Origin of the sequence: Chitinophaga jiangningensis (assembly GCF_900142605.1) — a bacterium.
GTDB lineage: Bacteria > Bacteroidota > Bacteroidia > Chitinophagales > Chitinophagaceae > Chitinophaga > Chitinophaga jiangningensis.
In genome coordinates this window covers 591,930-606,835 of sequence record NZ_FRBL01000006.1, presented here as the reverse complement: position 1 = coordinate 606,835, position 14,906 = coordinate 591,930, and the positions used below count along the sequence as shown (strand labels likewise).

The following is a 14,906-nucleotide window of genomic DNA, read 5'->3' as shown; positions in this document are numbered from 1 at the left end:
AATTTGGCCGGGCTGAAATGCCCGTCCTCCTTAAGTTGATAACGATTAAGGCAGTAGTTATGTTTGGTTATCGGGCCGGAATAATTAATCTTTTACCAATTTATAAACAGCTCCTTTAAAACCGTTGCTGGTGGAGGCGCTGGTGAGCATATACAGTTCTCCGTGTTCATCCTGCCCCCAGCTGAGAATCTGCAGGTTATCTGCCGGACGGTTAGTAAACTGTAAATCAGCGCGTTCCCATTTACTACCATGCTGTATTAAGACAAAAGCCTTGCCATTATAGTCTCCAAAAACGTATAGGCCTTTCAGTGATGGTATGGCAGAACCGCGATATACATAACCACCTGTGATACTGATACCGAGGTCGTGGTTGTATTCATGAATGGGGGCAATCAGTTTTGATTTATCGGTACCGGCGGGTACGTTGAAGTCGTGGTAGCCTTCCATAATACGCCAGCCGTAGTTACCACCTTTACGGATGATATCTACTTCTTCGTAGAGGTTTTGCCCTACGTCGCCGGCGAAGAGGCGGCCATTGGCCTTATCGAAAGAGAAGCGCCATGGGTTGCGCAGGCCATAGGCCCATATTTCAGGTTTAGCTCCCGGTGTTTTTACGAAAGGATTGTCGGCCGGCACTTTATAAGGTGTACCGTTTACATCGATGCGGATTATTTTCCCCAGGATGGTGCCGAGGTCCTGACCATTGCCGATGGTGCCGTGTTTATCTCCTCCCCCGCCGCCATCGCCGAGGCCTACGTAGAGGTAGCCATCAGTGCCGAATTCCAGCTGACCGCCATTGTGGTTGGATTCCGGCTGGTTGAGTTCCAGCAATACCCTTTCAGATTTGGGATCTACCACATTGGGATTGGAGGCAGAAACGGTGTATTCCACCAGTTTGCTTTTATGATTCAATCCTTTTACCGGGTTGGCAACAGGTGCACTATAGTAGAGGTATACCTTACGGTTTTGTTTAAACTTAGGATGAAACGCCATGCCGAGGAGGCCGCGTTCATCGTAGGCGGCGTTAACTTTCACCATTTGGTCAGCCACATCGGCGAAGGGTGTGGTGAAGAGCTTACCGTTTTGAACGATCCATACTTTTCCTTCTTTCTGGCAAAAGAAGAGGCGTCCGCTACCATCATTGGGTACAGCCATGTTTACGGGAGAGATGAATTTGTCGGTCACCAATTCCAGCTTGACTTTACGTGCGGGCGGTTCGGCATCCGGTGTGCCGGGTCCTGCTTTTACTACAAGCGCATTTAGTACAGTTAATAAGGCCAGGCCGATAAAACGATGATTTTTCATATTTAGTGCAGGAATTTAGCAGGATAAAAGTAATCATCTCCCTGAAAAATAGTGAAACAATTGATAAGCGGAATTACACAATTTTCTGTTTTATTTTACCTTCGTTTTAAATTTCATCAGATTGGACACGACATCTAACAGGGCGGACGCATATGCTTCACTACGTTACCCGGAATTCAACTATTACCTTGTGATACGCTTTGCTATTGTATTTGCACTTGCAATGCAATTTGCAATCATTGAGTGGAAAGTGAATGAGTTGGCGAGAGATCCGTTTGCGCTGGGCCTGATTGGATTAGCAGAGGTAATTCCAGCGGTGCTGCTGGCTCCCTTTGCCGGTCATATTGTGGATAAGCGGGAAAAGCGGGGGTTGCTGCTGAAATGTATCATTGCCTACCTGATTATTTCTACCGGGCTGTTTTTACTTACCTGGGATAAGGCGGTACAGGGCATTCCCACTCACCGTGTACTGATGATGATTTACGCCCTGGTATTCCTTGGAGGCGTGGTCAGGGCCTTTACCAGTCCATCTACCTTTACTTTATTATCGTTACTGGTACCCAAGCAGCTGTATGCCAATGCTTCTACCTGGAGCAGTTCTGCCTGGCAGATAGGCGGTGTGCTGGGGCCGGCTTTGGGTGGATTTCTGATATACCTGTTTGGTGTGCACTGGTCCATGTTGCTGGTAGTTTTCATTTTACTGGCGCCGCTTTACAGTCTCCTTAAAATACAACCCAAACCTATTTACTATAAAAACCAGGGAGAGGGCTTTATAGAAGGGCTCACCAAGGGTATGAAGTTCGTGTGGAATACCAAGGTGGTATTGAATGCGATGGCCCTGGATATGTTTGCAGTACTTTTTGGCGGCGCGATTGCCATGCTGCCGGTATTTGCGACTGACGTGCTGCATGTTGGTTCCCTGGAATATGGCATCCTGAGATCTGCGCCTGCCGTGGGTTCCCTGATTACCATGTTCATCCTGGCGCACAAGCCGCTCAATAAAAAACCCGGCATTAAGCTGCTGGCTGCCGTTTTCGGGTTTGGCATTACCATCATTGTGTTTGGCTTGTCCACTACTTTCCTGTTGTCGCTGGCGGCGCTGCTGTTCAGCGGGGTATTTGACGGGGTGAGTGTGGTGATCCGCCAGACTATCCTGCAATTGAAAACACCGGACGACATGCGTGGCCGGGTAGCTTCCGTGAGCTCTATGTTTGTGGGAAGCTCCAATGAGCTGGGGGCGTTTGAGAGTGGATTTATGGCAAGGGCTTTAGGGCTGGTGCCATCGGTGGTGTTTGGCGGATGTGTAACGCTGGGCGTGGTGATCACCACTTACGTTATTTCACCGGCTATGAGGAAGCTGGATTTGAAGGCATAATTAATCCACCTGCGGCTGACCGGTTCGTTTTCACCTGGTCAGCAAATAATACGGGGAGATATTAGCGAGGAGCTGAGCGAGGAGCCGCCATGCCTGGCGGCTCTACGAGCGATTATCAGAGCTTCATCTCGTCTTTTAATCTTTCCAGTACATAATACACTGCCGGGCAGGTAGTACTGTTCATATAGGTGATGTTAGGTCTTTTGAAGAAGTCGTAGCTATCTGTGTAAGGATAGTTATGGCAATCACCGGGTCTAACATCATAGATGCTGCAGTAGTTGTCGTCCCCAAGAAACGGGCAGGGACTGAACTTCACGACATAATCCTCGTCTTTATCGATTTTGAGATAGGTATCCATGAAGGCGGCTTCCTTCATGCCCAGGTGTTTGGAAATCCTTTTTATATCGGGTGCTTTGAAGCGTGGGCTGATGGTTTTGCAGCAACCGGCGCACTCCAGGCAGTCGATTTTACTGAAAGCTTCGTCATGAAGCTTCGGAAGAAGTTTCTCTACGCCTTTACCACGGCGGGAATTGAGTTTTTCCAGGAACTGTTTGTTGGCTTTTTGTTTATCCTTCGCTTTCTGTTCCCAGTTTTCTAAAATATTGCTCATTTGCTGCAAAGATAGGCATTTCGGCAATGGACAATACTGTGACATTCCTTTATATAGGAAATAGCCCATTTATCACTGTTTTAACCAGCCTGGTGGCGGAGGTTTGGCGATTGCTAAAAATCGTCATAGCTTTGCGCATTCTATTCATATTACCTGCTTACATCATGAATCTTTTTGATATTCAACAAAATGAATTCGTGCACCGTCACATTGGGCCGAATGAAGCTGAAAAGAGCCAGATGCTGGAAACCATCGGAACCGGCAGCCTGGATGAGCTGATCAACAAAACTGTACCTGGCGCCATCCGTATGCAGACGCCACTGGCAATTCCTGCCGCCATGAGTGAGAGCGATTATCTGCGCCATCTCAAAGAAGTATCACTGAAAAACCAGGTTTACCGCAGTTATATCGGTCAGGGTTATTTCGACACGATCACGCCAAGTGTGATCCTCCGTAATGTGTTCGAAAATCCAGGATGGTATACCCAGTACACCCCGTACCAGGCAGAAATTTCTCAGGGTCGCCTGGAAAGTCTGCTCAACTACCAGACCATGGTAAGTGACCTGACTGGTTTACCAATTGCCAATGCTTCCCTGCTGGATGAAGCCACTGCAGCGGCTGAAGCCATGACCATGTTCTTCAACGCCCTGAACAGGGATCATGCAAACCTTAGCAGGCCTAAGTTTTTCGTGGATGAACATGTGTATCCACAGACCTTGGACGTTATCCACACCCGCGCTACCCCGCTGAACATCGAGGTGGTGATCGGTGACTATAAAACTGCCCAGATCGATGAAGCTTACTTCGGTGCGCTGGTGCAGTATCCTAACAACGTAGGTGCTGTTGAAAATTACCAGGACTTCATTGCGAAAGTACAAGGTGCAGGCGCTTATGTAGCCATGGCTACAGACCTGCTGGCACTGACCCTGCTGACCTCTCCGGGTGAGCTGGGTGCTGATGCCGCTTTGGGTTCCGCACAGCGCTTTGGTGTTCCTTTGGGCTTTGGTGGTCCTCACGCTGCATTCTTTGCAGTAAAAGATGAATTCAAACGTACTATTCCTGGCCGTATCATTGGTGTGAGCATCGATGCACAGGGTGGCCGCGCACTGCGCATGGCACTGCAAACCCGCGAGCAGCACATCAAACGTGAGAAAGCTACTTCCAATATTTGTACTGCACAGGCATTGCTGGCCAACATGGCTGCCATGTACGCGGTATATCACGGTCCGCAGGGCCTCAAAAACATCGCTACCCGCGTAGCTAAACTGACCAAAACGCTGGCTGGCAAACTGGCTGCGAAAGGTCTGAAACTGGCGTCGGATAACTTCTTCGATACCATCGTGGTAAGCGGTGCTGATGTGAAAGCTAAAGCCACCGGTGCTGGTATCAACTTCCGTTACTTCGCTAACGGCAGCGTTGGTATCTCCCTGGATGAAACAACTACTATTGGTGATATCAACGATATCCTGGGTGTATTTGGCGCCGGTAATACCGATGCCAACGAAGTAAACGGCAGTACCGTTGCTATCCAGGCCGAGCTGGTACGTACCTCTCCTTACCTGACTCACCCGCATTTCAACAGCTATCACAGTGAATCACTGATGATGCGCTACCTGAAACTGTTGGAAAATAAAGACCTGTCCCTGAACACTTCCATGATCTCTCTCGGCTCCTGCACCATGAAACTGAATGCAGCTTCCGAAATGATTCCATTGAGCTGGTCACACTGGAGCAGAATGCATCCTTTTGCTCCTAAAGATCAAACCGGCGGTTATCAGCAGATGATCACCGAACTGGGACAATACCTGAGCACAATCACCGGATTTGACTCCTGCAGCCTGCAACCAAACAGCGGTGCACAGGGTGAATATGCTGGTTTACTCGTGATCCGCGACTTCCATGAGAGCCGTGGTGAAGGTCACCGTAACGTAATGCTGATTCCTATCTCTGCTCACGGTACCAACCCTGCATCCGCAGTAATGGCTGGTTTCAAGGTAGTAGTAGTGAAAGCCCTGGAGAACGGTTACATCGATGTAGCTGACCTGAAAGCAAAAGCGGAAGCTCATGCTGCTGACCTCGCAGGTATCATGATCACCTATCCTTCTACCTATGGTATTTACGAGGAAAGTGTGAAAGAAATTTGCGATACAGTTCACCAGTACGGCGGACAAGTATACATGGATGGTGCAAACATGAACGCCCAGGTAGGACTCACTGCTCCCGGCCTGATCGGTGCGGACGTTTGCCACCTGAACCTGCATAAAACCTTCGCTATCCCTCACGGTGGTGGTGGCCCTGGCATGGGACCAATCTGTGTTGCGAAACACCTGACTCCATTCCTGCCAGGTCACGTAGAGCTGAACAACGGTGCTGCCAGCAACGCTGTATCTGCTGCACCTTATGGTTCTGCAAGCATCCTGCTGATCTCTTACGCTTACATCCGCATGCTCGGATTTGAAGGTGTGAAAGCAGCTTCTATGTATGCCATCCTCAATGCCAACTACATGAAGGCAAGACTGGAAAAAGCATATGATATCCTGTACAGTGGCAGCAACGGCACCTGCGCACACGAGTTCATCGTGGACCTGCGTCCGTTCAAAGCTTCTGCCGGTATCGAAGCGGAAGATGTGGCAAAACGCCTGATGGATTATGGCTTCCACGCTCCTACCATGAGCTTCCCGGTGGCTGGTACTATCATGATTGAGCCTACTGAAAGTGAAGATAAAGGCGAGCTGGATCGCTTCTGCGATGCCATGCTGTCTATCCGCGAAGAAATCCGCGCGGTAGAAGAAGGAAGATCAGACAAACAGGATAACGTACTTAAAAATGCACCACATACACAGTTTGTAATCACTGCGGACGAATGGAATCATCCATATAGCCGTCAGCAGGCTGCTTACCCGCTGGAATATGTGAAGCTGAATAAATTCTGGCCTTCTGTAAGCCGTGTGAATAACACGCATGGCGACAGAAACCTCATCTGTACCTGCGAACCAGTAAGTGCTTATGAGGAGGTGAACGCATAAGTTTTACCAAGGAAAGCAAAAAAAGGCCGTCTCATTCGTTTGAGACGGCCTTTTGTATATACGGGCTGGTTTATAATTGCATTTGCGGAATCGCCGGTGTATGCTTTTTAGGCCCCCTTGTGGTTAACAGCTTAATGACCATCAGCCATACCCCTATCACACCCAGCAGGATAAGGTAAGAACCTGACAGCGTTTGCTGGTTACTGATGTTGAGCGTATTGGCAATAGCGTAACTGGTCACTGAAATGATGAGGTAAGTACCACCACTGGCCAAACCACTCGCAGTAGCCGCATGATCCGGAAACCTGGTGAGGGAGTAGGTAAATTGGGTGTTGAAAGTGAAGCCCTGCCCAAAGTGCAACAGCATCACAAATACCACGATCGGCACCAGGGAATTGAAAAAGCTACCTGTCAGCAACATAATGGCCGCAACAGCCAATTGTGCATAATTGGCCATCTGTAATTTCTTCATCATCGGTTTATCAATCATATACTTACTCAGCATACCGCCTAACATAATCGCCACCCCTGATGCGAGGGCACAATAACCAGATACCACCGCTGAATAGTGAAAATGCTGTTCTACCACAAATGGAATGCTCATCCCGAATACCATCACCATGCTATAACTCAGTCCCAGGATGATGATACCCATGCTGAACTGCTTGGTGGCCAGCAACTCTGAATATACGTTGAGTATATTCTTAAGCTGGAACCGGTGGCGGGTATGAATAGTTTCGCCGCTGTACCTGAGTTCGAGCAGCAGCATGACCAGGCCGTAAAGCGCCAGGAAATAGAAGTTGGATCTCCAGCCGAAGGAGTTTTGTAAGTATCCACCCAGGAAAGGCGCTACTATGGGGCCTATGGACCATATAACCGTTAGCAGACTGGTATAATACTTACGTTTTTCACCGGTATACACATCTACCAAAAACGCCCGCTTGCTAAGTACTATGAATGATATCGCGATACCCTGGATGAACCGGAGCAGGAATATGAAATGAATATCTTTTGTAAGTACAATGCCAATGCTGCTTAGCGTGAATGCCAGCAAGGAAATCAGGTTGATCTTATATCGTCCGAAACTATCGAGGATACTACCCACGAATAGTTGTGAGATGCCATAACTGATCAGGAAGATCGTCATGGTGAGCTTGATATTGGAGGCGGAAGTGTGGAGGGCTGTTGCCATTTCAGGAAACGACGGGATGTATACGTCCATCGCAAATCCGGAAATAGGCACTAATGCAAAAGCCAGGATGGTACTAATTCTTTCATTCTCTTTTTTGAGCTGTTTCATTTCTACCTGTGATTTAGTAAGGCAAAATTCTACATAAAAACCTAGTTAAATTGGTATATATTTGCTATAAATCGGTAAATTTATACCCAGGTATGAAAAGAGAACATTTATACGAGCCGTTTGAAATTGTTTATAAAACCTCCGATGAATGCCCTAAACTGGCGCATCAGCATTCATTTTTTGAGTTGATTTACATTCATGCCGGAACAGGCATTCAGTATATTAACGGGCATAAGCTGGATTACAAAGCGGGGCAATTGTTTTTGATAACGCCACAGGACTCTCACTCGTTTGAGATTACTACCACCTCTTCTTTTTTCTTTTTGCGGTTTAATGATATCTATATTAAATCCAACGCACTGCAATCGGAGAACATCCAGCGGCTGGAATACATCCTGCACAATGCCAATCACAAGCCGGGCTGTATTATGAAAAACATCACGGACAAAAGCCTGGTGCGTGCTATCATTGAGTCGCTGATCGCGGAGGTTTCCAATAAGGATTTATATGAGAAGGAGATGACGCAGCAATTGGTGAACACTTTAATTGTAGTTGTTGCAAGAAATATAGCTAAACGGCTGCCTGAGAGAATCAATGAAAACACCGATGAAAAGATAGTTTCCATTCTCCAATATATCCAGGCGAATATTTATGAACCCGACAAAGTGCGGACAGAAACTATCTGCAACATTTTCGGGATTTCAGAAAATTACCTGGGCCGGTACTTTAAGAAACACACCGGCCATACGTTGCAGTCCTACATAAGTAATTACAAGCTCTCTTTAGTAACACACCGCCTGAAGCACAGCAACATGCGGATAAATGAAATTGTTGCAGAGCTGGGCTTTACAGATGAAAGCCACTTGAATAAATTTTTCAGACAGCAAACTGGCGTGAGCCCGAAAGCGTATCGGAAAAGCCTGGTGGCTGTAGAGTAATGGATTTGTGTTTTGTCTTTTTTTCTCGCAAAGGCGCCTTCGGCGCCAGAGAGCGATCTTTTTTGCACGCAAAGCAGCAAAGCAGGTAAGCAGCAAAGATTTGTGTTTTGTTGTTTGTGTTTTGTTGTTTAATTTATTTTCGGGAGATACCACAGGCCGTTGTGCGCGCAGTATCGGCCATGAGCACACATTCGTTGTTTAGCAGGAAGAATTGATTAAGGTCGTTAACCATACGGTTCTTCCATTTCTCCTCTATATCACTTTGCAGGTTCTGTATGCTGGTGCCGGAGAGTACCCAGTTGAGCGGTACCTGGCTCCCGGTTTTATCGAGCGACAATGCGATGAATCTGCCTTTCAAATCCCGTTCGGTGTAACGCGCCAGCTGTGTCAAAGCCATGGTAGACCGGCCACTGCGAGCGTTATTAATACCCAGTAACACTTCCATTACTTCATTACCCAGGTTAATATTTTCGAAATCATCATCTTTTTCATCGCTGAACTTTAAGACAATTACGAATGGTACTACCTCGTCGCGTTTAAAGTAGGTGGACTTTCGCTTCAATGCCTGGAGTACTTCGAGCATGGTACCGGAACCTGTGTTTTCTGCGTATCCGCCATCTACATAATGTAATTTCATATTTGAATTTTGCCGGAGGTTGGCGGCTGGTGAAAACAACGGAAAGCGCGAGCTGAAATTAACCATGGTACTGTAGTTGATACCTCCTTTAATTTTCTTTGCCAGCAGATCCCGGCGCTGCCACAGGGCCATACTGCTATCCGGCCGCACATTGGTGAGCCAGCAAGGCAGGCCTGATTCCACCTCGGTAGTATTGATGAACATAGCCGGGTATTTATGTGACTGGGGATAGAGCGACAGGAAGTCTTCCGAAAATATATCCGTGGAGCTGCTGGTCACCGTTTCCATGAAACCATGTTCCCAGCTTTCTTCCAATGCGATGGCGCGATCGAAATACTGGATATGAAATGGTATAAAGAGATTCATGAAATCTCCATAAAACATTTTTCCGATAACCGGCGACAGGTAGTCCTGTGTAAAAAAGGTGCGGGTGAGGATACTCAGGGAGTCTTCCCGGCGCTTGAACCCCGGCGTCATATATGCGATAGCGTTAAAAAAGGAAAGACCCAGGGCTCCGCCTGAAACTCCCGAGTACGCATATACGGCTTTTTTGAAATCCTTGCCTACCTCTTCCCTTTCTACTTTACGCTGAAAGTAACGGGCAAGGTTATCTGCCGGTAGTCCTTTTTTACGGGCCGAATCATCCATTTCCATAGCCTTGCGGTAGATGAATGAATCCTTTTCTCTCACAAAATTATCCTGCAGGAAACTGAGCGTTTGAGCGGCGAAGGCGGCAGTACGCAAAGCTCCCCCTTCCGCACATACAAAAATGACCGGATACCTGAATCTGGCCACCGGCGTATCCTGTATCCATCTGAAGTAATAGCGGGTATGCAGGGAGTCTTTTTTATAATCTTCGAACCAACGGTCGAAGTGTGTAGCCAGCGAGGGGCGGTTATCTATTCTGCCGGTATCGTTATAGCGTACCTGGTGGTCGTTGTTGATATAGGAGCTAACTACCAGTAGCACAAACAGGAGAAAGCGCAGCGAGAATTGCTTCTCACGCAGTTGGGCATAGTCGAGATACAGCAGGCCGAGATAGATGCCCAGCCAGCAGGTGATAGCGATGATGACCAGGCCGGGTGAGCCAATTACTGAATACATGTTTAGTGGCAGAAAGCAGACCACGAGAAATACCGACAGGCAGGTGATGGTAACCCATTTGATTTGCCGGTGGAGGTCGGCATAAAAATCCAGTGGAATTTTAAATACCCAGCGAAACTGGCCATCGGGTTTTTCCGGGTCCTGCGTGAATTTCATGGGGATAAAATCTGCCGGGATGCGGGTATTATCCGGCATATGATCTTCCCGTTGTAAAAAATGCAGTTGTTCGTTATAGCTGTCCAGTTTAGAAAACTGATCTGTGAATTTCTCCAGAGGTTCGTTGATGGCGGGCTGGAAGTTAGAAGGTTTTCGGATGGCGAATACATAAATGTTGTAAATGCCTATCAGCTTACTGCACCAGGTTTGTTCCTGTTCATTGAGCTGGAAGAATGAGAAGATGCCGCTGGGCTTTTGCGGACGTGCGATGGTTTTGGCCAGTTTGGCGTCTGCGGCCTTATTGGCTTCTCTGTTTAATTTCTTGCTGGTGGCTTTGTGCCGGTCTATTTTCTGTTCTACTTCGGTATCGCTAAAATAGGAGCGCACCACCAGGTTCATCACCAGGTACAGGCAGGCTACGGGTATGCCGAAGCCCCAGTTTTTCTGACTGGTGGTGAGGGTGGTGTCCTGCAGATAGTTGCGGAGGAAGCCGAGGAATACGATGAAAAAAGGCAGGAGCAGGAACAGTTGCGCCACTGTTTCCTGGACTACTTTGCGCCATTCCACCCGTTCTTCCGGGAGGCTTCTGCCGGAGTTGTCTGTTACATAAATGCTGTAGCGCGTACCAAATTCAGACACCACGCTCCAGGCGGTAACGCCGCCCAGTAGCCAGAACAAGCTGCCTACGCGGTGTTGCACGGCGATTTCTTCCACAATGATCAGCAGTACGTCTCTGCCTTGTGGAAGTACATTAAAAATGAAAAAAGCGAGCAGGGTAAGAACGGTAAACATCGCGCAGCTATGCAGCACGCCGATGAAGTCGGAAGCCAGGTACCGGAGCGGAATACCGTCCTTGGCGCGATTCAGCTTTTTGAAGACTGCCCGGAAATGCAGAAATAGTAAGACGAGCAGGTCTTTTACGATGTCGAGAGCCTTAGTCAACATGGTTTTGACTTTTTGGGGAACAATAATTTGGGGTCACTGTTAAGTTACGACATTTTGCGGATTTTGTTGGGTTTTATCCGGCACCTTCGGTGCCGGATAAAACCCAACAGGGCGGCGGCTGGTAGCCGCCGCCCTGTTGGGTAAAGTATGATTGTTATTTTATTGGAGAATGTTTTCCAGCACTTCGAGCTTACCGTCGATAGGTTGGGTAATATTGAGTCCTAACAAATATGCTACCAGAGGATAAACGTTTACATTTTCAAAGGTAGCGATGCGGTAATTGGTTTTAAATGCCGGCCCCCAGGCCATGAAGATAGCATTCATGTTGGTAAGGTTATTATCGAAACCGTGGTGGCCGGGATGCATTTTTTTGGATCCGCCTTTAAATGCGAAGCCGGGTTCCGCGAGGAGGATGATGTCACCGATGCGGCCGTAAATATCTTCCTGACCATAATGCCAGCGGAGGGGAGTTTCCTGTTTACGATAAGCAGTATAATGATTTTCGTGACGTTTGAGGAAGTTGAAGGCGTTGGTGATCTCCTCTTCAGTATTGCCGTAGTACATAATTTTTTCGCCGCCTGGCATGGCTTTCAGATTGGCCAGGGAAGTGTCCGCCGGGATGGTAATGGTGTGAACCGTATCTACTGCGGTCATCCCGTGATCCGATACGATGATGAAGTTTACCGGCAGGTTGAGTTTTGCTACTTCAGCAGTCATGCGACCGATAGCTTCATCTACGAATTTAACGGCGGCGCGCACGCTGTCTGAATCCGGACCGTAGCTATGCCCCATGTGATCTACTTCCGGGAAATAGAAGGTGATCAGGTGTGGGCGTTGTTCTTCCGGCAGTTTGAGCCAGTTTACCACCTGTGCGATGCGACTGTCGATACCGGTTTTTTCGTGGTATTTGAAGTAATAGGTAGGGCGGATTCCCTGGATATCAGCTTCGGAGCCTACCCAGAAATAGCTGGCGCTTACCATCTTTTGTTTTTCAGCGAGTACCCACAAGGGAGAGCCGCCGTACCAGCTACCGTCTGCCACACTAACGGTGTCGCCCACACGATATTTTTCCTTTCTTTTTCTATCCCAGAAGAGATTATCTACCAGGCCATGGTGTGCCGGGTATAACCCTGTGATAATGGAATAGTGATTTGGAAAGGTCAGTGACGGAAAGGATGGCTGCATGGCAGTAGCGCGCACGCCTTGCTGGGAGAGACGCAGGAGGTTTTGTGCCTGATACTTTTCAGCATAATCATAGCGAAAACCATCCACTGATATCATGATTACATAAGGCCTTGTTTGATTGGAGGCGCTGTTTACGCGACCTGCTACAATTTGTTGGGTGGTGTCCTGCGCAATTAATTCCAGGCTTGAGATAAATACCGCTGCAAAAACTAAAAGTAACCGTTTCAAAATGTTTGTTTTAATGAATTAACTATCCGGGTATTAACAAGATGAATGGGTTAATGGAAGTGCAAGTTAGGCAAATAATGGCTACCTGCCTGCCTGTGAATGTTAACATCTAACCAATTGATTAGGACAAACATATGTAAATTTCTTTAATTGATAATTTTTACATATATTAGCGAGCTGAAAAACCATATCTCTATGTCCGACTACACCTTTATGACAACGGAGGAGAATTTCCTATTACAGGAAGCCCTCAGGCAGAACAAGCGCCAGTTAACCAAGTTTTTCCTTATCGGCGTCAGTTTACTAGTGATCGCAGCTGTCATTCCGCAGATTTATCTCTATACGCACAACACGTTAGGAGATGCTGACCAGTCTTTATTTTCCTATACTAACATCTGGTTCTGGGTTTGGCTGATCTGCTTTGTGATTGCACTGGTATTTGCGCTGATTAAGGTCACCGACATTCGTTACTGGGCCATCAAGCGCGACCTCTCCACCTTACAAAAAGGGCACATTGAGGCGCCACTGGAAGCGGTATACCAGGAAAATAATGACACACAAACGAACTTTTCCGTGAAAGTGGATACTAACCGCAAGCGACTGTTTTACTGGATGCGTGGTACGCTCGACGGGTTCAGGGCGGGGCAGGAAGTGGAAATTTCTTACGCCCGTTATTCGAGGGTTATTATATCTATCAACAAAAAATAATTACCGGCACAAGAATTTTACTAGAATTTTACTCAAGCTATTGCAACTATTCCTATGAAAACGATCCACTACAAGTACCTGCTCTTTGCTGCCGCTGTACTGTGTATGCTGCTACTATCGGCCAGATTGATTCGTGAGGATAAAGAATTGGTAAAAAAGCCTTTGCTGCTGCTGAAAAAAATCTCTGTAAACGGGCAACCCACCGACAGCATTATTTACAATGAGCGGGGACGGCTGGCTGAAATATGGTTTTACGACGATATTACCCACCGCTGGGATGCCCATAACAAATACATTTACGGCGCGCAGGACAAGGTGATGAAAGTGATGGAATACTGGGGGGATGAGTTGATGGAAATTGACTCTGTATATTATCGCTCCACCGGCTTTACGAGGTATAGTATTTCCGTGCGTTCTGCCAATGTGATGGCTGACACACTGTTGGTACAAACCAACACCGCCGGGCAGCCGATTCGTATAGGCGACGACGATACGGTACTGTCTGAAAACCTGCCCTATGTATCCTATAACAATATTGAGTATTACGGCAGTAATCCGGGGCGCCTGATTGCCTTCAACTATTTCCAGCAGGATACCCTGCGGGGGCAGTATCTGCAACACGAAGTAATTACTGACCAGGAATACGACGGCAACCCAAATCCGTTTACACCGCTGTGTCAGGATTATCCGGCCATTGCGATGGAAACATTTGATCGCAATATTCTTTTTGCGGACGCCTCCAACAATCTGGTAAAGCAAACGACCCTGCATAAATACAGCGGTCAGAAAAATGCTACCGATCAACAAACGGTTTATTGCAGTTATCAGTATGATCCGGTTACACGGCTGCCGATAGAGCAATCCTACGTTAAGTATGAGCTGGATGAACGGGATAAGCCGGTAAGAAAAAAATATAGTATCCGGTTTTATTATCAGCAGCCATAGTTGTTGATTACTAACCATTTCATTGCTGAAATTTCGTTACATTGTAATGGAATTTCAGCAATGTAGTTTATGAACATAGAACAATTCAGAGAATACTGCCTTTCACTCCCCGGCGTTACAGAAGAATTTCCTTTTGGAGAACAAACCCTTGTGTATAAAGTAAAAGGAAAAATGTTTGCCCTCACTGATATTGAACTGTTTGAATCCATCAATCTCAAATGTGACCCTGACGAGGCAGTAGAGCTGCGGGAACGCTATGAAGGCGTTACCCCGGGGTATCACATGAACAAAAAACACTGGAATACAGTTGATACGCACTCCAATATCTCCAATAAACTGATACTGGAATGGACCAAAAACTCCTATGACCTGGTGGTAAAAGGGCTGCCTAAAAAAGACCGGGAATCCCTCGGCTGATCCCCCCTGTTTTACCGCACATACTTT

The 14,906-nt window shown here is 47.3% G+C and carries 11 protein-coding genes; 6 read left to right on the top strand and 5 right to left on the bottom strand.

Going from position 1 to position 14,906, the window contains the following annotated elements; translation table 11 throughout:
* Positions 1-84 precede the first annotated feature (84 nt).
* Entirely contained in the window at positions 85-1,305 is a 1,221-nt protein-coding gene (locus tag BUB18_RS18085) for a PQQ-dependent sugar dehydrogenase (RefSeq protein ID WP_073083776.1), read from the bottom strand.
* 121 nt (positions 1,306-1,426) lie between these two features.
* Between BUB18_RS18085 and BUB18_RS18080 the strand changes: the two genes are divergently transcribed.
* On the top strand, positions 1,427-2,680 hold the full coding sequence (locus tag BUB18_RS18080) for an MFS transporter (protein ID WP_073083775.1): 1,254 nt from the start codon (positions 1,427-1,429) through the stop codon (positions 2,678-2,680).
* Positions 2,681-2,795: 115 nt separating this feature from the next.
* Here BUB18_RS18080 and BUB18_RS18075 read toward each other — a convergent pair whose 3' ends face one another.
* Positions 2,796-3,290: a YkgJ family cysteine cluster protein gene (locus BUB18_RS18075; RefSeq protein WP_073083773.1), complete on the bottom strand. Its 495-nt coding sequence runs from the start codon at positions 3,288-3,290 to the stop codon at positions 2,796-2,798.
* A gap of 131 nt (positions 3,291-3,421) precedes the next feature.
* Between BUB18_RS18075 and gcvP the strand changes: the two genes are divergently transcribed.
* Entirely contained in the window at positions 3,422-6,316 is a 2,895-nt protein-coding gene (gcvP, locus tag BUB18_RS18070; protein ID WP_245805694.1) for an aminomethyl-transferring glycine dehydrogenase, read from the top strand.
* 70 nt (positions 6,317-6,386) lie between these two features.
* Here gcvP and BUB18_RS18065 read toward each other — a convergent pair whose 3' ends face one another.
* Positions 6,387-7,616, bottom strand: coding sequence for an MFS transporter (locus BUB18_RS18065; RefSeq protein ID WP_073083772.1), 1,230 nt, complete (start codon positions 7,614-7,616; stop codon positions 6,387-6,389).
* Between the two features lie 92 nt (positions 7,617-7,708).
* On the opposite strand from BUB18_RS18065, the gene BUB18_RS18060 reads away from it, so the two are divergent.
* Positions 7,709-8,554 (top strand): AraC family transcriptional regulator, encoded by an 846-nt coding sequence (locus BUB18_RS18060; RefSeq protein WP_073083770.1) that lies wholly within the window; start codon positions 7,709-7,711, stop codon positions 8,552-8,554.
* Between the two features lie 133 nt (positions 8,555-8,687).
* Here the strand turns inward: BUB18_RS18060 and BUB18_RS18055 are convergent, their stop codons facing one another.
* On the bottom strand, positions 8,688-11,396 hold the full coding sequence (locus tag BUB18_RS18055) for a hypothetical protein (RefSeq protein WP_073083768.1): 2,709 nt from the start codon (positions 11,394-11,396) through the stop codon (positions 8,688-8,690).
* Between the two features lie 159 nt (positions 11,397-11,555).
* Complete coding sequence (locus BUB18_RS18050; RefSeq protein ID WP_073083766.1) at positions 11,556-12,809, bottom strand: alkaline phosphatase family protein; 1,254 nt, start codon at positions 12,807-12,809, stop codon at positions 11,556-11,558.
* A 195-nt stretch (positions 12,810-13,004) separates the two neighbouring features.
* Here BUB18_RS18050 and BUB18_RS18045 point away from each other — a divergent pair, with 195 nt between their 5' ends.
* The 3 genes from BUB18_RS18045 (at position 13,005) to BUB18_RS18035 (ending at position 14,879) form a co-directional block, all read left to right on the top strand.
* Positions 13,005-13,517, top strand: coding sequence for a hypothetical protein (locus BUB18_RS18045; protein WP_073083764.1), 513 nt, complete (start codon positions 13,005-13,007; stop codon positions 13,515-13,517).
* 54 nt (positions 13,518-13,571) lie between these two features.
* A complete protein-coding gene (locus tag BUB18_RS18040; RefSeq protein WP_073083762.1) occupies positions 13,572-14,462 on the top strand; it encodes a hypothetical protein in 891 nt (296 codons plus the stop codon).
* Between the two features lie 69 nt (positions 14,463-14,531).
* On the top strand, positions 14,532-14,879 hold the full coding sequence (locus tag BUB18_RS18035; protein ID WP_073083760.1) for an MmcQ/YjbR family DNA-binding protein: 348 nt from the start codon (positions 14,532-14,534) through the stop codon (positions 14,877-14,879).
* The last annotated feature ends 27 nt before the right edge of the window (positions 14,880-14,906 follow it).